Here is a 19,222-nt window from a genome sequence, read left to right as displayed (position 1 = left end):
ATCACCGAGGTGCGGTTGCCGCGGCCACGGGCGCCGGTGCATCTTCCCAGCCCCCGCCCAGCGCCTTGTAGAGGCTCACGGTGTTCACCGCCTGCTTGAGTTGCAGCTCGATCCACTGCCGTTGCTCGATGTACAGCTCGCGCTGCGCGTCGGCACCGGCGAAATAGTCTTCGAGCCCGTTGCGAAAGCGCGTGCGCGAGATGGCCGCCACCCGCTGCAGCGACAGCACGCGCGCCTGCTGCGCCTCGAGTTGCGGGCGCAGGTGGCTGTCGGCGATCAGCGCGTTGGCGGTTTCTCGCAACGCCTGCTGCACGGCGTATTCATAACCGGCCATCGCGGCGGCCAGGCGCTCTTCGTTGGCGCTCAGGTTGGCCGAGCGGCGCCCCCAGTCGAAGATGGGCAGCGACACGCCGAGCACCGTGGCCCAGCTGCGGTTGCCCGAATTCAGCAGGCTTGAGAACTCGCTGCTGAGGCCGCCGCCCACGGCGGTCAATGAAAAGCTCGGATAGAACGCCGCCTTGGCCGCACCGATGCCCGAGTTGGCAGCCTCGACCCGCGCATAGGCGGCCAGCAGGTCGGGCCGGCGCTGCAGCAGGCTCGCGGGCAGGCCCACAGGCACGTCGGCCACCGCGCGATCGGGCCACGGGCGTCGCGTGCCGGTGGAAACCGGCACCGGCTGACCGACCAGCACCGTGAGCCATTGCAGGTCCTGCCCCACGCGCATGCGGAATTCCTCGCGCTGGACAGAAGCGCGCTGCACCAGCGACTGCGAGCGCAGCAGGTCGAGGTCCGACGTGCCGCCCGCCTTGCGGGCGCGCTCCATCACGCCCGTGCTGTCGGTCTGGGTGGCAAAGTCCGATTCGGCCAGCGCGAGCAGCGCGCGGTCGGCGCGCAGCGTCAGGTAGGCGTTCGCCACTTCGCCCACCAGGTTCATGCGCGCCGCGGCAAAGTCCCGCTCGCTGGCCACGGCCTGCGAGCCTGCCTGCTTCACGCCCGAATCGACGCGGCCGAAGAAGTCCAGCTCATAGGCCGTGATGCCGGCCTGCACCGCGTACGTATTGCCGACGCTGCCGACCACCTGGCTGTTGGTGACGACGCCGGTGGAACTGAGCGAGGTGATCTGGTTGCCCCGTCCGGCCGAACCCACAAGGCCGATCTCAGGGAACAGGCTCGAACGCGTGCCGGCGTACACGGCGCGGGCTTCGCGGGCCTTTGCGGCATACACGCGCAGGTCGCGGTTCTGTGCGAGCGCGGTGGCGATCAGGCCGCGCAGTTCGTCGTCTCGCACGAAGCTTTGCCAGGCCATGGGCGCGACATCGGTGCCGGCCTTGCCCTCGGCCCATTGCACGGGCACATCGACCTCGGCGGGCTTCAGCGGCGGCGTGAGGTTGCAGCCGGACAGCACCAGCACGGCGACCAGCAGCACCGTCAGCATCGGCGCGCTGCTCACGAGCATGCGCGGCATCGTCGGCACACGCCAGCCGGCGCTGTCCATGAAGGCCAGCACCGCGCGCCCCGGCTTCACCTGCGTGGCCACATGGCTGGGCGGCAGGCTGAAGACGTGGCGCACCAGCCGGTCGTGCACCGCTTCGTCGTGCGCGAAGGCGAGTTCGGTGCCGGCGTCGGAGCGGCCGGTCACCGATGCGGCGACCCAGCCGACATGATCGACGTGGATGTCCAGCGCCTGCCCGATGGCGATGCGGCCCAGCGAAGCGCTGTTGCACAGCCGTGCGCCGTCGCCCGCGATCTCCATGAAGCGCGCGGTGCCCACACCGGCGGCGCTGCGCACGGTGGTGGCCGCGTCGTAGGGAAAGCGCTCGTCGTGTTCCGGGCGCGGGCGGTCGATGCAGGCGATCAGCGCGGCCAGGCAGTAGACGGTGGCGATGAAGGTCCACACCACGTTGAGCATGTCGCCCGTGGTCATCGAGCCGCCGATGGCGCCCAGCGCGCCCATCTCCATCGCGACGATCAACGCGCCGAACACCGCGACGAGGTTCCAGTGCACCACCGTCCGGGAGCGGTCCTGTCCCTTGGCCGTGACCTTGAAGGGCCGTCCGAAGGGACGGATCAGCGACGAGACGATGGTGCGGGTGACGGCCATCGCGGCCACGATCTGCGTCACCTCGGTGAACACCGGCAGGCAGCGTCGCTGGCTGATCCAGTAGGTGTAGCCCCAGAACATGACGAGCGGCGGCAGGCCGTACATGGCAAAGGCCCGCGGCGTCGCATGGAAGGCCGAGGCGCCGGTGTACCAGTAGAGCGCGGGCGCGGCCAGTATCAGCAGAATGAACGGCTTGGTGAGCCAGTGCAGCAGCCCGTGCACGTAATGCAGCCGGGCCGCGAAGCTGTAGCCCCTGCCGCGCAGCGGGCCGTCGCGCAGCAGCGCCACCTGGATCGTGCCCAGGCACCAGCGGCTGCGCTGGTTGATGTAGTCGATCACGCTGTCGGCCGACAGCCCGTTCGACAGCCGCTCGTTGAGCCAGCGCGTGACCCAGCCGAAGCGCATCAGCGTGTAGGTGGTGTAGATGTCCTCGCACACGCTGCCCGTGGGAAAGCCGCCGGCGGCGGTGATGGCGTCGCGCCGCACGATGAACGAGGTGCCCACGCAGAACGCCACGTCGGCCGCGTCCTTGGCGGGCTGCAGCACGTCGAAGAAAACACGCTGCTCGTCGACCCAGCTGTCGGTGGCGCGCAGGTTGTGCTGAATGGGGTCGGCGTTGTAATAGAACTGCGGCGTCTGCACCAGGCCCACCTTCGACTTCGGATCCTCGAAGAGGCCAAGCACGCGGTAGACGATGTTGCGATGCGGCGCGAAGTCGGCATCGAGCACCAGGATGTAGGGCGCGTTGGTCTGCCCGGCCGACTGCCGCAGGCCGTTGTTGAGATTGCCCGCCTTGGCATGCGTGTTGTCGGGCCGGCGCGCGTAGTGCACGCCCTTGCGCGCGCAGTAGTCGCGCAGCCAGTCGCGCCGGGTGTCGTCGAGCACCCAGACATTCACATGCGGATAGTCGATGGCCTGCGCGGCGAGGATGGTTTTTTCGAGCACGCCGATCTCTTCGTTGTAGGTGCAGATGAAGACGTCGACGGCCGGCACGTCGGCGCCGCGCTTGCGCAGCATGGCCTCGCCGGCATCCGCCTGCGCGTGGTTGTCGCGGCGGCGCGAGAGCATCTGTATCGACAGCAGGGTGTAGAGGATCGACACCATCTCGAACACCAGGAACACCCAGCCCATCAGCGTGCCGAAGCCCAGGTCCGCCGGCGGCAGCGTCTCGGACAGCCGCCACGCCACATAGCGCACCAGCACCAGCGCGGTGAGAAAACCGAACAGCACGCGGTGCGATGCGCGGTCGGCGCGCGCGTGGAAGACCATGATCAGGGCCAGGCCCACGACCATCAGATTGACCCTGAACTCGGGCGTATCGATCAGTTCGAACATGGCTTTGCTCCTGCGACGGTGGTAGTTCCGGTGAACGGGTTCCAGCCCTTGGCGGCCAGTGCGATCCAGGCCGTGGCGCCCAGGTGGGGCCAGCGGTAGTAGAAGAAGTCGGGGCCCTTGGAGTCGGGGCCGATGGCCAGTCCGGTCGATATGCGCGGGCTTGGCGTGGCGTAGTAAAGGCCGTTGGGCGCGCGCTGCGAGGCCAGCAGTTGCCACAGCGCGTCGGGCGCCGATCCCTTGACGGCCAACAGCGTCGCGGCGGCCTGCGCGCTGCCCTCGGTCCAGATGCCGTCGGGCTGGCGCGAGAAGCCGTAGCCCGCGCCGAAGCGGTGGTTGGCATCGACCCACGCAAGCCCGGCCTGCCACGCGCAATGGCCCGGCGGCGCGGCGAGCAGCGGCCACAGCTGTGCATCGAGGCCCGAGGCCGTGGTGGATACGGTGGCACCGTCGGCCTGCGTGCCGATGTGGAAGCGCTGTTCGCTGGTGTTCCACATGCGCGCGACAAAGGCCAATGCGGTGGCGGCCTGGCGCTTCTGCTCGGGGTGCGCGCCGGAGCGGGCGACCCATGCGGCGGCCATGGCGATGTCGATGTTGTGCTCGGTCGACTTCCAGGTCTGCGCGGCCTGCTTGTCATCCCAGCCATACCAGCCGCCGCTGTAGCCGTCGGGCGCGACACTCGAACGCGTGCGTTTCTCGATCCAGTCCAGCAGCCTGGCGGTGGCGGCGGCGTAACGCGGGGAGGGCGCCGACTGGTCGACGTTCAGCAGCAGCAGCGCGGCCCACGCCATGTTGCCGGTCGCGGTGCTGACCTGGTAGGCATCGGCGATCCACTGGTTCTTGTCCGCGTCCCAATAGCCGGCAAGCACGGGCTTGGTATCGGCCAGCAGGCCGGCGCGATAGGCGTTGCGGATGCGGCCGTCCGCATAGTGCGGGTCATGCTCGACGGCCAGCACCATCGCATCAGCGATGCGCCGCGCCGACGCCGTGTCGCCGCATGCGATCAATGCGATGCCGGCCAGCGCGTTGTCGTAGGCGAAGGCGACGTTCGCGAGGCTGGGTGCCAGATCGGGCACGCCCGCGAGTTGCGCATCGGTGCGGTAGCTCGGCAGGAAGAGCGGCGTCGACGCATCGCCGCGGCTGCTGAAGGCCACGGCGCGGCGCAGGCCGTCGCAGCTTTGCTGGGCGAGCGCCTGTCGCGCGGTGCCGTCTGCTGCCGGCGCTTGCTGCGCGTGCAGACACAGCATCGTCGCCATCGCCAAGGCGCATCGTCGAAGAAGCTTTGCGTGATCCATCGTCGGCCTCATCGGCGTCGAGGACTGCTGCTGCGCGTGCTGCTAGGAGGCCAGCCTTGCCGACACCACCTTGCCCGGCGCGCACAGACCGCGCTGCGCTATCCACACCGGGTTGTCCGATTCGACGCGCGCCACCGCGTACACAGAGCCTTGTTCGGCGAAAGGGAAGGGCACCGCATAGCGGCTCTGGAAATCTTCGGGCGCAACTGGCAACAACTGGGTAACGCGTGCTGACACTTCAGGACGGCCATCGTCGGTCTTGACGGCAATGGTCGAGCCCATGTTGAGCTTCTTTGCCAGTCGCGGCGGAAAGACCGCCACCACTTCGATGCGGCTGCAGTCGGTCATGCGCACCAATGTGGCGCCCTGCGGCACGAAACTGCCCTGCGGCATCAGCACCGAGTTCACCTGGCCCGGCTGTGTCGCACGCACCTCGAAGGCGGCCATGCGGTCGATGCGGCTGCGCTCCTCGGCCTCCAGCGCGGTCACTTCGCGCAATTGCTGGCGCAGGGCTTCGCTGTCGTGCTGCGCGCGCTCGATGCCGCCGCTCAGCGTTTCGCGCCGGTTGGCGAGCGTCTGGTAGACGCTGGCGCCGCCGCTGCCCACGAACACGCCACGGCTCGCGCTCGCCATGCTTTGGCCCAGCCCCGTGTAGGCCTGCTCGGCAACCGCCGCGTTGGCGCGCGAGGTGCTCAACTGCGCCTGCGCGGCGTCCATGGCCTGCGGGCTCACCGCGCCTTCGTCGAGCATGGCGGAGGTGCGGCGCACCTTCTGCTCCTGCTCTGCCACGTTGGACTGCGCCACTTCGCGCTGGCGTTGCGCCACTTGCCAGGCATCGCGCGTCTGCGCCATCGACGCGGTGCGATACAGCTTGACCTGCTGCTCCACGAACTGCAGTTCGTCGCTCGATGCATTGATCTGGTTCGTGAGCTGCGCCACCTGGCTTTGCAGCGCGAGCCGCTGCGTGGTGAGGGTGGTGAGGATGTCGCGGTTGATGGTCGGGTTCTGCACCGTGGCAACCACCGCGCCGGCCTCGACCTTGTCGAGCGCGCGCACCGTCATGCGCGTGACCACGCCGCTGATGGGCGAGGTGACCAGCGTCACCGGCGCCTGCAGCACGGTGCGCGTGGCCTGCCGCGACACCAGCGGCTGGATGAGCGTGGTAACGACGAGCCACAGCACGAAGGCCAGCAGCGCGTAGCCCGCGATGCGCGGCACCAGCGACTCCGCCGTGCCCCCGCGCCATCGCCTCCAGCGTTCATGCCATGCGGAAGATTCCGCCTTCGCGATGTGGTGCGATTCCTGGACAGTGCTTGCGTTCATTGGCGCCTCGCAATCGATGACGTGGTGGCTTTTCAGGACCCTCGTCTCCGCTGTCGTGGCACATCATTGGGGCATGCCATCTGCTTTGCTGCAGCGCAGCAATACACATGCCAAAAGTGAACTATTTCCGCTTACAAAAGCAACCGAATGTGCGCTCAGGGCGCGAGCACGAGCACCTTGAATTGGCTCGGCACGATGCGCATGCCGACGATGTTGCTGCGGTTCTGCACCGTGAGGCTGGTCATGCGCGTGCACGGCGAACCCTTGAGCAACACGGTGAACGCGCCGGTGATGTGGCGCGAGGGCCCCATCACTGTCTGCGACACCACGCCCATGAGCACGCCCGCGTTGTCGCCGTTGGTGATGGGCGTGGTCGTTGCGAGGTTGTGCGCGGGCGTGCCGCCGTAGAGGATGTTCCAGGCGTTGGGAATGGCCGTGGGCCCGAGCGCGAAGTTGGGGTAGGGGATGGGAATGGCCGGCGGCGTCTTGCAGACATCGGGAAAGGCCAGGTCCATGCCCATCATCTGTGCGTTGGCGAACATGCGTGAAGCTCCTTCGAATCGGTGGTGGGTGGTTCAACCCATGTGGATCTGCTCGGCGTCGACCTTCACCAGCTCCTTGCTGGTGACGAGCGTGTTCTTCGCATGCAGGCGCAGCGTGCGCGAGGCCTGCATGTCGATCTGGCCCGCGCGCACCTGCTCGACTTCTTCGGTGATGCGAAAGCTCGAGCGCGTGAGCAGGTGCAGCCGGTCGAGCACCACTTCGCAGGCGCGCCCGACGAAGCGCGACACCAGCACGCTGAAGCGCACCTCGGCGCCCTGGTAGTCCAGCTCGGACACGGTGCACTGCGCGCGCTCGGCCGCGAGCGTCCATTGCGGCGAGCGGGTCGCGATGGCGGTGTCCGATTGCAGGTCGATCGCGCCCGCGCCCTGGATGGCGACGCCGCCGTGGCGCGACTGCAGCTTCAGATCGCCATTCACGGCGAGCGTCGTCTGGCGGTTGTCTGCCTGCGCGACGACGGCGATGACGTAGAGCGCCTCATCGTTCGGGCCGGCCACCATCACCGTGTCGCCCGGCGCGGGCAGCAGCAGGCAACTAGCGGCCCGGCGGCAGCGCAGCGTGCGATGGCCGTGCATCGGCATCACCTCGCAGAAACCATCCTCGGCTTCGGCGACAGAAACCGTGGCCATGACGATGCCGCCTGGTTGCTGCCCTGGTTGCTGTTTCGGGGCCGCCGCCTTGCGCAGCAGCGGCGCGAGTTCGCTTTCGTCGCCGCCGTCCGCCGGCACGGCGGGCGCGTTGGAAGATGTCCTGGATGCCATCGTCATGCGGTGTCCTTGGTGTCGGTGGAGGGGAGATCCTGCGCGCGCATCAGTCCCTGCGCGTCGCGGTCGAGGCGCACGGCGCGTTGCGGGCGCTGCCACGCCACGCGCTCGGCCTCGAAGAGTTCGGGGTCGGCGTCGAGCACGCCGATGCGGTCGCTCCAGCGCGTGCCGGTCTGCATGCTGCGATGCATCTGCGTGCGCTGGAAGAAGGCTTTCTCGAAGCTGGCGGCGCGCAGGTCCGCATACGAAAAGTCGGCATACACCAGCCGGCTGCGTGCGAAAGACGTGCGCTCGCAGCGCGCGCGGTGGAACACGCATTGTTCGAGCCGTGCGTCGGAAAAGTCGGCGTCGCCGAGCTGCGCGTCGATCCACAGCGATTGGTCGAACAGGCCTGCTCGGCAATCCGCGCGGCGCATGTCGGCCTGCGGAAACAGCGACTGCGGTGCGTGCACGCGCTGCATGCGCGCGTCGTCGAGCGCCGCGCCCTTGAAGTTGCACTGCACCAGGCGTGCGTCGTCGAACACGCAGCCTGACATGCGCGCATCGATGAACTGGCTGCGCTGGAACGACTGGCCCGCGAACGACTGCCCTCGCAAGTCGGCCTCGGTGAAGATCGCGTTGTCGAAGCTCGCGCCGCGAAAGCCGGTCTCGCGCAGGTCGGAGCGAAAGAACACGCCGGTCGTGAAGGCCGCCTCGCCGAAGTCGGCGTTGCCCATGCGACTGTCGTTGAAGATCGTCTTCGTGACCGATGCATGCACGAAGCGCGCACCGCCGAACTCGCAGTCCTGGAAGGCGGCTTCCAGCAACACCGATTCGTCGGCAAGCACGCCGCGCAGGTCGGATTCGGCGACGACCGTGCCTTCCCACCGGCATGCGAGCATCCGTGCCTCGCGCAGGCTGCAGCGCAGGAAAGATGTCTTGCCGAGCTGCGCGCCGTCCATCATCGCACCGTCGAAGACGCAGCGCTCGAACACGGAATCCGCCAGCTGAACGCCCGCCATGCCGGCTTGCGCGAAGCGGCATTCGCTGAACAAGCCGCCGGACAGGTCGAGGCCATCGAGCGCCATCGCGCTGAAGTCTTCTCCCTGCAATGCTTCGCCGCCCCGGACCTTGGCAACCAGCGCCTGCGGGCTCATTCGACGGCGGCGGCCCGCGCGGCCGGCACGGTCTTGGTGTGCACGATGTAGGCGTCGCGCGTCTCGGTGACGTCGTCGATCACGATCTGGGACATGTCGGCGCGAAAGAGATTGGCCTCGCGCAGGTCGGCCGACAGCAGGCGGGCCTTGTTGAAATTGGCGTTCATGAGATTGGCGGCGCGCAGCGAGGCCCGGCTCAGGTTGCTGCGTATGAAAAGGCTCTCGGGCGTCTGCGCCGCGCCCAGGTCGGCGGCAGTGAGGTTGCAAGAGGAGAGGTCGCAGGTATCGAGGGTCGCGCGCACGAAGCGCGCGCCCTCCATCGGAATCTCGCGCAGGCTGCATTGCACGAGCGTGGCTTCTTCGAAGTCGGCGTTGCGCAGGCTGCTGTTGCCGGCGAAGCAGGTGGTGCGCAGCAGCGCGCGCGCGAAGCTCATGTGTTCGTCGCAGTTCATGTGGGTCCAGGCGCAGGCTTCGAGCTCGGCGCCGGTGAAGTCGAGCCCGGCCACGCGGCAGCCGAGGAAGCCCGCTTTCACAAGGCGCGCGCCACGGAAGCTGCAGTCTTCGATGGCCACGTCGGAAAGAAAGCCGATGTAGGCGGCATCGATCGCGTCGAAGCGGCAATGCAGCAGTTGCGATTCGATCACGTGCAGGTGATGCAGGCGGGCCGACGAGAAGTCGCAGCGCACGAACTTCAGCTTCTCGAAGGTGGCGCCTTCGAACAGCGCATGCGAGAAACCGGCCTGCTCGCAATGGATGCCGGCAAGGTTGGTGTCGCGGAAGATGGCGCGCGTGAAGTCGCCGCTGGAGAGCTGTGCACGCACCAGCACGGCTTCGCTGAAGTCCGCGCCTTCGCAGCGGGCACGGCGCAGGTCGGCGCCTTCGAGCAGCGCGCGGCGAAAGCAGGCGCCTTGCAGATCCATGTCCGAGAGATCGGCGCCCGTGAGGTCCATGCCGGTGAAATCGCGGTTGGCCTGGAGGATCGACAGCACCTTTACGCGCAGGGCTGCCTGCCGTTCGTCGCTCGGCGCATCGATCGGCGACTGGTGTTGCGCCGAGCCGCGGTACAGCGCGAGCAGGCCGCGTTCGGCATCCCGCGCCAGCTTGCGCATCGCCTCGACCTGGCGCTCGGGCAGCGGCGCGGTGCCGGTCGCGGCGGGAATGCCCTCGAAGCCGCGCAGCAGTTCCGCGCTGTCTACCTGCGGCGGACCCTTGGGGCGCATCGCGTCGTGCTCGCGTACCAGCTTGCCGGTGTCGAAGCCGACCTTCATCGATTCCTTGGCGTTGGCATCGGCCTCGCGCTGCAGGCGCTCGCGTTCGACGGCGCCTTGTTCGCGCTGGGCGCGCGCATGGCGGTCGGCCTGCTCGACGAAGTCCGGCAGCTCGCGCAGCGTGGGCATCCTGCTGAAGGGCTCGGGCAGGCGGCGGTCGTTGAAGTGGCGCGCCTTGTGGCCGGCTGCCATCGCTTTCTGCTTCAGGTCCTCGCGGGCCTGCGCGCCGCGTTCGCGCATGTTGCGCACCAGCGCCGAGTCGCCGGTGCCGGGCTGGTCGAGCCAGGGGCCGATGGCTTCGTCGGGCATCAGCTCGTCGTCGCGGAACATGAAGAGCGCGCCTTTTTCCGGATCGCAGCGCTGGTGCAGCACGGTCGCGTAGTGGGCAAGGCCGCGCGGCTGGCCGACGGCTTCCAGTGCCGGCATCACGTGCGAGATGTCGGATGCGTCGTCTTCGTCGATGCGCGTCTCGCCGTGGAAGACCAGCACCACGCGCTCGAGATGCGGAAAGAACCATGCGGTCGTCAGCCGCTGCGGCACTTCTTCTATCTGGCCGGGCAGGCGATGCCGGGCGATGACGGCAAGCGCGCGCCATTGCGGCAACCGGCCCTGCTGGATCGGCGTTTCGGGGTGCATGTTCCACACCGTGTAGGGCGTGCCCGGCGCGATCTCGGCTGCGTCTTGAAAACGCTGGTCGGCGGGCGCGGCATTGAAGAGCTGCCAGTCCATGTCTTCGGCGAAGCCCGGGAACAGGTTTTCGCGCCAGTGCCCGTCGTACTGCTTGCCGATGAGCCGCAGGCGGCGCGGCCATGCGATGTCCAGCGGACCGAAGCCCGCGGGCTCCGGCCGGTCGCCGGGATGATGCAGACGATGCGCCGGGTCTTCGATGTTGGGTACGCGTTGCACCTCATGGCCGTTGACGGTTTCCATGCCGTGGCCCCGGCCCAGCGGGTTGTCGGCGAAACCGGGGCCGCCGTAGGCGTGCGTCCAGTCGATGCGCATCGCCTCGAAAGGCTGGGGCGGCGAAGGGCGTGCGCCGATCCAGAAGCGGTCGCCGAACACCGCCAGGTCTTTCTCCAAGTTGCCGACCTGCAGCCGCGCGGCGCAGAACGTCTTCTCCTGCTGGTGCGCGGTGTAGGCAAAGCCGGTCGCGAGCATTTCGGCGCGGACCTTGGGAATGCCCAGGTCGATGGCCGTGGCCGGCCCCAGTTCCTCGGACAGCGTCTTCCAGAACTCGGGCTCGGGTGTCAGCACGGGCTTGGCGTTCATCGAGACCATGCACAGCGTGGTGACGGCCAGGCGCTGTTCGGCCTGGCGCAGAAATGGGCGCGTGATCACGCTCAGCCGCAGCGGCTTGACGGTTTTCATTGGCGGGAAGAGGAATGCTCAGTCGGCACGCGGCAGCTCCAGCGGCGTGCGTGCGCGGTCGATGGCCACGGAGGCCGGATCGCTCGGGTCGTAGCGCAGGTGAACGACGCGCCGCGGCGCGAGGAACTGCGGCACCAGCACGTCTTCCACGAAGGTGGGAATGGAGGCCGAGTGCGTTGCGCCCGCTGCGTCGGTGTAGGCCACGTCGAGCACCAGCGCGCAGACCGTCTGGCCGCGCGAGCCGCCGCGCGTCATGTTGTTCGGGTGCATGCGCACGTTGCTGACCACGCCTTCGGCCGGCTGGCCCGACTGCGCGAGTGCAGCCCAGCGCCTGGCTTCAGCCGTGTAGCGGCCGTTTTCCTTGCGCATGTAGCCCACGGCGCCGATGCCGCCGAGCACCACCACGGCCATCACGACAGCGAAGAATCCCCAGAGAAGCGTCTCCCACTCCATGCCGGGCGTCACATCACGAGGTGCATGGCCTGCGCATAGGCGGCCATGCCGTCCATGTAGAAGCGGACCGCGGTCCGGCCGACTTCCATGGCCTGGTTGGTGATGTCGATGCCCTTGTTCGCGATCTTGTAGGTCAGGAAGTCGACCTTGAGCACCGCGTACTGCGAGTTGATGCCGTAGAACTGCTGGCGCACGCCCCAGAAGTCGAGCGACATGCCCACCGCGCCGAAGCGGAAACCCGCGCCGCCGGAGCGCGTCAACCGCCAGTCGCTGCTCTTGGCGTAGTTGTTGGTGTAGCTGACCGAGTTGTTGGTGTAGCTCACCGCCAGGTTGTTGTAGGTGTTCGACGTCGTGTTGTAGACGGTGGTGTTGATGACGTGCTGCGTCGTGTTGTGGATGTGGTTCGTGGTGTTGAAGGTCACGTCCGGCGAGGTGTGCACGGTCGGGCCGGTCACGGTGGTGGTCGAGGGGCCGTTGACCAGCACCGTGTTCGATGTGTCGATAGTGTCCTGCCGGCCCGCGCTCACGAAGCGCACTTCCTGCCCGTCGATGGTGCCGTGGTAGCCGCCGGAGATGGCCGAGTTGACGCCGCCGGTGATGGTGTCCTGCAGCCCGCCGCTGAGCATGCGCGTCTTGCCGCCGGAGATGGTCTGGTTCACGCCGCCGCTCACGGTTTCGGTGAAGCCGCCGGTCACGTCGCGGGTGTCGCCGCCGGTGATGGTTTCCCTGGCGCCGGCGGTGATGTCGCGGGTCTCGCCGTCCTGGTAGGTGGCCGACTCGTGGCCCTTGATCAGCGTGGTGCGGGTGCCGTCGGTGGTGTGGGTTTCGTCGGCCTCGACCTCGACGTCGAGGTTGCGCTCCGCATGCAGCCAGATCTGTTCGGAACCCGTGCGGTCTTCGAAGCGCAGCATGTTGGCCTGGTTGGCCGCGCCGCCGCTGCTCGAGCGGGTCAGGATGCCGCTGGCCGTGGCGTTGGCGGGCAGCTCCCAGGGCGGCATCTGGTCGCTGTTGTAGACGCGGCCGGTGATGATGGGGCGGTCGGGCTCGCCGCCGATGAAATCGACGATCACCTCCTGGCCCACGCGCGGCATGTGCATGGTGCCGAAGTTGGCGCCGGCCCAACTGCTCGACACGCGCACCCAGCAGGAGCTGTTTTCATCGCCCTGGCCGTAGCGGTCCCAGCGGAACTGCAGCTTCACGCGGCCGAAGCGGTCGGTCCAGATTTCTTCGGGGCCGACCACGGTGGCGGTCTGCGGGCCGTTGGTGCGCGGGCGCGGCGTATTGCGCGCGGGGCGGTAGGCCACGGAGGAGGGCAGCACGGTGAAGTCGAACTCGCACACCGATTCGCTGCTGCCGCCGCTGGAGTACTCGGGCTCCTGCAGGTCGTAGCGCGTTTCGGTGACGAGGTATTCGCGGTTGTCGGCCTCGCGCGGGCAATGCGTCATCTGGAACAGGTAGCCCGGCGCCATGCCCACGACGTTGGTGTGGCCCCTGGCCAGCTCGTGCGCGCACTGCAGCTCCTGCAGGCGAATCTTGGCGTAGGCGTCGCCCTGCTGGTGCTCGCTGTAGCCGCCGAGCCATTCGTACACCTCGTAGGTCGAATGGTCGTGGCCCTTCGGGTCTTGCTGCACGCTTTGCAGCGAGGCACGCGACTTCTTGAAGTCGAAGTCGTCGAGCATCACGCGGCCGGAGGTGATCTGCTCGGACACCCGCCACTGGTCGATGCAGGGCTCCATCGCATTGAGCACACGGTCGCGCGGGCGGTAGGCAATGGTGGCGTGGCCGGGAAGTGGCGAATAGCCGCCGGTGTCGTCGGACAGCACCAGCAGGTGGGTGCCGTTGCCGTGCTCGAAGTGGTACGCGATGCCCTCGTGCTCCATGAGGCGGCTCACGAAGGCGAAGTCGCTTTCCTGGTACTGCACGCAGTTTTCCCACGGGCGGTAGCTGGCCGTGAGGCGCTTCTCGAACTCGAAGCCGTATTTGCCCAGCACCTCGTCGAGCACCTCGGGCACGCTCTTGTTCTGGAAGATGCGGCAGTCGGTGGTGCGCGTGAGATACCAGAGCCACGGTTGCACCAGGGCGCGGTAGATGTAGTGGCGGCCGGTTTCGTTGGCGCGGCCCACCAGCTCGAAGCGCACCACGGTGCCATTGAGAAAGCGCGGTCCGCCGTCGTCGGCCAGCTCCAGCGTGAGCGAGGTGCCCAGCAGCTGCTTGAGCTCGATGTTGAAGCTGGTGCCGACCATGTCCACCTCGAACTCGAAGAGTTGCGAGAGGCCCTCCTGTCCACGCATTGCGCGAAACTTGAGTTGCTCGGCGCCGAGGACGGTATGGACTTGGACGGTACGCGGCATTCGGAACTTCCCTGACCCTGCGGGCTTGCACAAATGCAAACCCTTTGTGAACCAGTCTAGAAATTCCTCATGTCACATGCATGACGCACAAGCCGTCGGCAGGGGCCTGTTTCCCTCTGAAACAGGCGTAGAAAAAGCCATTACATCGATGCTTCGAGCATCGCTTTGTAGTCGTCGCGCGTGGCCAGGCGCGGGTTGGTCTTGTGGCAGTGGTCGGCCATGGCGCCGTCGATGATCTTCTCGAACATCGCGGGCGTCACGCCTACTTCGGCCAGGCCCTTGGGCAGGCCCAGGCGCGCGTTCATGTCGCGGATGGCGTCGCCCAGGTCGCCGGCCGAATCGAGGTGCATGGCCTGCGCCATGCGCTGCAGGCGCTGCTCCTTGCGCACCGAGTCGGCGCCCGAATTGAAGTGGATCACGGCCGGCAGGAAGAGGGCGTTGAGCGTGCCGTGGTGCAGGCGCGGATCGACTCCGCCCAGGCTGTGGCTGAGCGAATGCACGCAGCCCAGTCCCTTCTGGAAGGCCATGGCGCCCTGCATCGACGCGCTCATGAGGTTCAGCCGCGCCTCGCGGTCGCTGCCGTCCTTGGTGGCGCGCTCGATATGGCCCCAGGCACGCTCGAGCCCGTCGAGGCCGATGCCGTCGGCCGGCGGATTGAAGGCGGCCGACATGAAGGTCTCCATGCAATGCGCGATGGCGTCCATGCCGGTGGCGGCGGTGAGCTTGGGCGGCAGGCCGAGCGTGAGCTCGGGGTCGCAGATGGCGGCCTTGGGCATCAGGAACCAGCTGTGAAAGCCCAGCTTGCGGTGGTCGTCGACGATGACGATCGCGCCGCGCGCCACCTCGCTGCCCGTGCCGCTGGTGGTGGGCACGGCGATGAGCGGCACCACGCGCTCGGTGATACGCGGCGAGCCGCCCTCGATGGTCGCGTAAGTCTTGAGCGGGCCTTCGTGCGTGGCCGCGATGGCAACGCCCTTGGCGCAGTCGATGGCCGAGCCGCCGCCCACGGCGATCAGGCCGTCGCAGCGGCCGCCGCGGTACAGCTCGACGGCGGCGCGCACGGCGGCCTCGGTCGGGTTGGAGGGCGTCTGGTCGAACACCGACACTTCCAGATCCGAGATGGCGTCCAGCGCCTTCTGCAGCACGCCCGCGGCGCGCACGCCGGCGTCGGTCACGATCAGCGGGCGATTGATGCCGATGCGCGCGCATTCGCTGGACAGCAGCTTGATCGCGCCGAATTCGAACTGGATCTGGGTGAGGTATTGGATGAGTGCCATGGGGTGGTGATGCGCAGGGCGGTACGATTGCGGACTGTGCAAATCTACCAACAGGGGCGTGTCTTGCCCACGCAAGAAACCCTTGCCGCTGTCGCGCACGGCACACCGTGCGCAATGGCCGCCTTCCTACCGACATGACGACGACTCCCCCGACGACGCAGGCGCAAAAGCAGCAACAGCAACACCCGCTCACCGCCAAGATGGCCAGCGTGGTCGAGCGCATGGCCCGCGCCGGCCACCCCACGCTCGACCAGCTCACGCCCGCCGAGGCCAAGGCCTCCTATGAAAAAGGCGCGGGCGTGCTCGAAGTGCCCAAGCCCGAACTCGCTCGCATCGAAGACTTCAGCATCGCAGCGCGCGACGGCCATGCCATTCCCGCGCGGCTGTATGCGCCGTCGGCCGAGGTGCTGCCGGTGCTGGTCTACTTTCATGGCGGAGGCTTCACCGTCGGCAACATCCGCACGCACGACACGCTGTGCCGCGTGCTGAGCCTCAAGAGCGGCTGCGCGGTGGTGTCGGTCGACTACCGGCTCGCGCCCGCGCACAAGTTTCCGACCGCGTCCGACGATGCCTGGGACGCCTTCCAATTCATCGCCACTCAGGGCGCGAGCCTGGGCCTCGATGCGTCGCGCATGGCGGTGGCGGGCGACAGCGCGGGCGGCACGCTGGCCGCGGTCTGCGCCATCATGGCGCGCGACGCGGGCCTGCCGCTGGCGCTGCAACTGCTGATCTACCCCGGCACCACGGCTCATCAAGACACGGCCTCGCACCTGCGCCACGCACACGGTCCGCTGCTGACGAAGGCGATGATCGACTTCTTCTTCGCGCAATACGTTCGCACGCCGGCCGACCGCGACGACTGGCGCTTCGCGCCGCTGTTGGCCGACGATGTCGACGGCGTCGCGCCCGCATGGATCGGGCTGGCCGAGTGCGATGCCGTGGTCGACGAAGGCATCGCCTACGCCGACAAGCTGCGCGCCGCGGGCGTGCCGGTCGACCTGGAGATCTACCGGGGCGTGATCCACGAATTCATCAAGATGGGACGCGCGATCCCGGAGGCGCTGACGGCGCAGGACGACGCGGCCCGGGCCATCAAGGAAGCACTGAGACCATGAGCGAGACAGCCACCCACCGCAAGAATTTCCGTTTCTTCCACCGCCTGCGCGTGCGCTGGGCCGAGGTCGACATGCAGAAGATCGTGTTCAACGCGCACTACCTGATGTATTTCGACACGGCCATCTCCGACTACTGGCGCGCGCTCGCGCTGCCGTACGAGGAATCCATGCACTCGCTGGCCGGCGACCTCTACGTGCGCAAGGCGACGATCGACTTCCGCGCGTCTGCCCGCATGGACGACATGCTCGACGTGGGCATGCGCTGCGCGCGCATCGGCAATTCGTCGATGGTGTTCGAGGGCGGCCTGTTCCGGCAGGACCAGTTCCTGGTCGGCTGCGAGTTGGTGTACGTGTTCGCGGACCCGGCCACGCAAACTTCCAAGCCGGTGCCCGAGAAACTGCGCAGCCTGCTCGCCGGCTACGAAGCCGGTGAGCCGATGCGCACGGTGGAGACGGGCGACTGGGCCACGCTGGGCGAATCGGCCGGTGCGTTGCGGCGCGCGGTGTTCGTCGAGGAGCAGAACATTCCCGAATCGCTGGAGTGGGACGAACACGACGCGAAGGTGCTGCACGCGGTGGCGCGCAACCGGCTGGGGCAGGTCATCGCCACCGGCCGGCTGCTGCACGCCGAAGACGGTGTCTCGCACATCGGCCGCATGGCGGTCCACCGCAACCTGCGCAGCGGCGGACATGGCGCGGCGGTGATGCAGGCGCTCGAAGAAGCGGCCCGCGCGCGCGGCGACCGCGTGGTGGCGCTGAACGCACAGCGAAGCGCCGAGCGCTTCTATGCGCGACTCGGCTATGTGTCGCATGGCGACGGCTTCGAGGAAGCCGGCATTCCGCACATCGAGATGCGCCGCACGCTGGGCTGAGCGGCACTCTTTTTTCAATAACGCGGCGGCGGGTCCGGCACGTAGCCGTTGTCGGTGCCCGGGAACGCCGACGGACCGGCCGGGCGCGGCCAGCGTCGCGGCTGGGGAATCACACCCGCGGCCACGAGGTTCTCGCGGCTGTCGTAGCGGATGCGGATCACCTCGTCGGGCGACGACCGTGCGCGCTCGAAAGTGGTCTTGCCGACATAGGACGTCTCGCGACGGCCGTGCGCGGTGCCCAGGCTCGGGCTTGGCGCCGACTGTCGGGCCACGCTGCCCGCAGGCGCTTCGGCGGCGGCCGACGCGTCTGCGCCCGGGGCCGGAGCGGCCTTGGCCAATGGAGAATCGCCGCGGCGCTCGCGTTCCCCGTATTCGTCGCGGCGCGGATAGGGCACGACGACGGGCGGCGGCGGCTCGGGCATGCGCTCGCGGAACATGGCAACGCCGATCACGCCCACGTCGTCGGGGCGGCCGGTGCGGCTCGCGTAGGAATTGCCGGCCGCCGCGAACTCGAAGGCCGCGATCTGCGAATCGCTCTTGCGCCAGCCCGTGATGTCGCTGCGTTCGCGCGGGCCGAAGACATAGCCGTTCTGCCCGACGCCCGCGGTTTCGCCGGTGACCACGTTCACGCCGTCCACCGACATCACGGCCATGATGCGTTCGCCCATCGCATTGCGCACGCGGATGGCGTAGCGCGCGCCGGGGCGGCCGGCCACCCAGTATTCGCCGCGATGGCGGTAGACCGGCAGCTCGGCGCCCGTGCTGCGGTCGACCACGCCGACCTGCATCAGCGAGCCGACGAGGCTGGGCGGCGGAGGCGGAATGTAGGGCCGTTCCTGGCTTTGTGCGGCGCCCGCGAAAGAAGCCATGGCCGTCAGGGCCAGGGCGGTGGAGAAAAGTCTGCGCTGCATGGTGTCTTCCTTGCCGGGAGTTGATCTGTGCAGGCTTCTACGGCGCAGCTTCGGCAACGGGGTTAGGCGACACGAAAAAAAATGGCGCTGCCTGTTCGACAGCGCCGAACGCCCCCTTTTCCAGGGGCGTTGGGGGTCCGGAAAATCAGATGTCTTCGAGCAGCGGGTAGGGCAGCGGCTCTACAGCCAGCGCCGGCCCGTCGGCCGTACCCGCGCGCAGGTCACCGGCCTCAAGCGCCGCGATCTGCATCGACACCAGCGCCGCCCAGCCGCCGCCGGGCGCGGGCGCTGCCTGCGCCACGGTGCCCACGGGTTGTTCTGCATCGTTGGCCGCGAACACTTCCTGGCCGGCGCTCACGGGCGCATCGGCCTGCACGAGGTAGGCACGGCGCTTCAGCGTGCCGCGGAACTGGCTGCGCGCCACCACTTCCTGGCCGGGGTAGCAGCCCTTCTTGAAGTTGACGCCGCCCACCGACTCGTAATTGATCATCTGGGGCACGAAGGCGTCGATGACGGGGGTGGTCAAGGTGACGATGCCGCTACGCACCTCGCTCCACTGCCAGAGGCTGTCGTCGAGCGCAGGGCCGACTGGCGCAGGCTGGCCGGCCGGGGCGATCCACAACGCACGCGGCACGCCGTCGGCCGGGTAGAGCGACACCACGCTCACGTCGTCGCCAACGGATATGCGCTTGCCGGGCGGCAGCGAGGCATCGAGGCCGTTGCCAGTCAGCGCGGTGCCGGCCAGGCCGTAGAGCGCGAACCGGTCGGTGGCGTCGGTCAGCTTGACCTTGGCGCGCAGCACGAACATCGACAGGCGCTTGAGGGTGGCGGCGAGGATGTCGCGGCTGCACACCAGAAGAATCAGCTCGGCTTGCGGCTTGATTCCGATGAAACTCGCGATCACACGGCCCTTGGCAGTGCACAGGGCAGCCAGCCGGGCGTCGGCGGCGCCGAGCAGGGAGAAGTCCTGCGTGAGCTGGCCGTGAAGGAAACTGGCGGCATCGGGGCCCTCGGCGCGGATCACGCCGAGGTGGCCGGCGGGGGAGAGGGCGGTCACGCCATTGAGAACGACAGTGGTCATCGCTGAATTATCAT

At 68.0% G+C, this 19,222-nt stretch carries 14 protein-coding genes; 2 read left to right on the top strand and 12 right to left on the bottom strand.

The features are described 5' to 3' along the window. Position 1 precedes the first annotated feature (1 nt). The 10 genes from L3V85_RS18880 to L3V85_RS18835 all read right to left on the bottom strand — a co-directional run bounded on the left by L3V85_RS18880 (position 2) and on the right by L3V85_RS18835 (position 15,229). Positions 2–3,436 (bottom strand): efflux transporter outer membrane subunit, encoded by a 3,435-nt coding sequence (locus tag L3V85_RS18880; RefSeq protein ID WP_237674275.1) that lies wholly within the window; start codon positions 3,434–3,436, stop codon positions 2–4. Further along, complete coding sequence (locus L3V85_RS18875) at positions 3,424–4,728, bottom strand: hypothetical protein (RefSeq protein WP_237674274.1); 1,305 nt, start codon at positions 4,726–4,728, stop codon at positions 3,424–3,426. Before L3V85_RS18875 ends, L3V85_RS18880 begins: the two co-directional genes overlap by 13 nt. 42 nt (positions 4,729–4,770) lie before the next feature. Next, positions 4,771–6,051 (bottom strand): HlyD family secretion protein, encoded by a 1,281-nt coding sequence (locus L3V85_RS18870; RefSeq protein WP_237674273.1) that lies wholly within the window; start codon positions 6,049–6,051, stop codon positions 4,771–4,773. Between the two features lie 155 nt (positions 6,052–6,206). Beyond that, positions 6,207–6,593 (bottom strand): DUF4150 domain-containing protein, encoded by a 387-nt coding sequence (locus L3V85_RS18865; protein ID WP_237674272.1) that lies wholly within the window; start codon positions 6,591–6,593, stop codon positions 6,207–6,209. 33 nt (positions 6,594–6,626) lie between these two features. Beyond that, the gene (locus L3V85_RS18860) at positions 6,627–7,379 is read right to left on the bottom strand and encodes a DUF3540 domain-containing protein (protein WP_237674271.1); all 753 of its coding nucleotides are present in this window, start codon (positions 7,377–7,379) and stop codon (positions 6,627–6,629) included. After that, positions 7,376–8,512: a pentapeptide repeat-containing protein gene (locus L3V85_RS18855; RefSeq protein ID WP_237674270.1), complete on the bottom strand. Its 1,137-nt coding sequence runs from the start codon at positions 8,510–8,512 to the stop codon at positions 7,376–7,378. The genes L3V85_RS18860 and L3V85_RS18855 overlap by 4 nt, the downstream gene beginning before the upstream one ends. Beyond that, positions 8,509–11,148, bottom strand: a complete 2,640-nt coding sequence (locus L3V85_RS18850; protein ID WP_237674269.1) for a DUF2169 family type VI secretion system accessory protein — start codon at positions 11,146–11,148, stop codon at positions 8,509–8,511. Before L3V85_RS18850 ends, L3V85_RS18855 begins: the two co-directional genes overlap by 4 nt. Positions 11,149–11,166: 18 nt before the next feature. Beyond that, positions 11,167–11,613 carry a hypothetical protein gene (locus tag L3V85_RS18845; RefSeq protein ID WP_237674268.1) on the bottom strand — a complete coding sequence of 149 codons (447 nt, stop codon included), beginning with the start codon at positions 11,611–11,613 and terminating at the stop codon, positions 11,167–11,169. Beyond that, on the bottom strand, positions 11,610–13,952 hold the full coding sequence (locus L3V85_RS18840) for a type VI secretion system Vgr family protein (RefSeq protein ID WP_237674267.1): 2,343 nt from the start codon (positions 13,950–13,952) through the stop codon (positions 11,610–11,612). The genes L3V85_RS18845 and L3V85_RS18840 overlap by 4 nt, the downstream gene beginning before the upstream one ends. A 140-nt stretch (positions 13,953–14,092) precedes the next feature. Next, a complete protein-coding gene (locus tag L3V85_RS18835; RefSeq protein ID WP_237674266.1) occupies positions 14,093–15,229 on the bottom strand; it encodes an iron-containing alcohol dehydrogenase in 1,137 nt (378 codons plus the stop codon). 134 nt (positions 15,230–15,363) lie between these two features. Between L3V85_RS18835 and L3V85_RS18830 the strand changes: the two genes are divergently transcribed. Both L3V85_RS18830 and L3V85_RS18825 read left to right on the top strand, forming a co-directional pair. Further along, entirely contained in the window at positions 15,364–16,344 is a 981-nt protein-coding gene (locus L3V85_RS18830) for an alpha/beta hydrolase (protein ID WP_414080135.1), read from the top strand. Beyond that, the gene (locus L3V85_RS18825) at positions 16,341–17,216 is read left to right on the top strand and encodes a YbgC/FadM family acyl-CoA thioesterase (protein WP_237674265.1); all 876 of its coding nucleotides are present in this window, start codon (positions 16,341–16,343) and stop codon (positions 17,214–17,216) included. Before L3V85_RS18830 ends, L3V85_RS18825 begins: the two co-directional genes overlap by 4 nt. Positions 17,217–17,230: 14 nt before the next feature. Here the strand turns inward: L3V85_RS18825 and L3V85_RS18820 are convergent, their stop codons facing one another. Continuing rightward, a complete protein-coding gene (locus L3V85_RS18820; protein ID WP_237674264.1) occupies positions 17,231–18,127 on the bottom strand; it encodes a hypothetical protein in 897 nt (298 codons plus the stop codon). A gap of 145 nt (positions 18,128–18,272) precedes the next feature. Further along, positions 18,273–19,208 (bottom strand): YgfZ/GcvT domain-containing protein, encoded by a 936-nt coding sequence (locus L3V85_RS18815; RefSeq protein WP_237674263.1) that lies wholly within the window; start codon positions 19,206–19,208, stop codon positions 18,273–18,275. Between the last annotated feature and the right edge of the window lie 14 nt (positions 19,209–19,222).

The organism is Variovorax paradoxus (assembly GCF_022009635.1).
Classification (GTDB): Bacteria; Pseudomonadota; Gammaproteobacteria; order Burkholderiales; family Burkholderiaceae_C; genus Variovorax.
The sequence above is the reverse complement of the archived record's forward strand: the minus strand, read 5'-3'. Positions and strand labels throughout refer to the sequence as shown.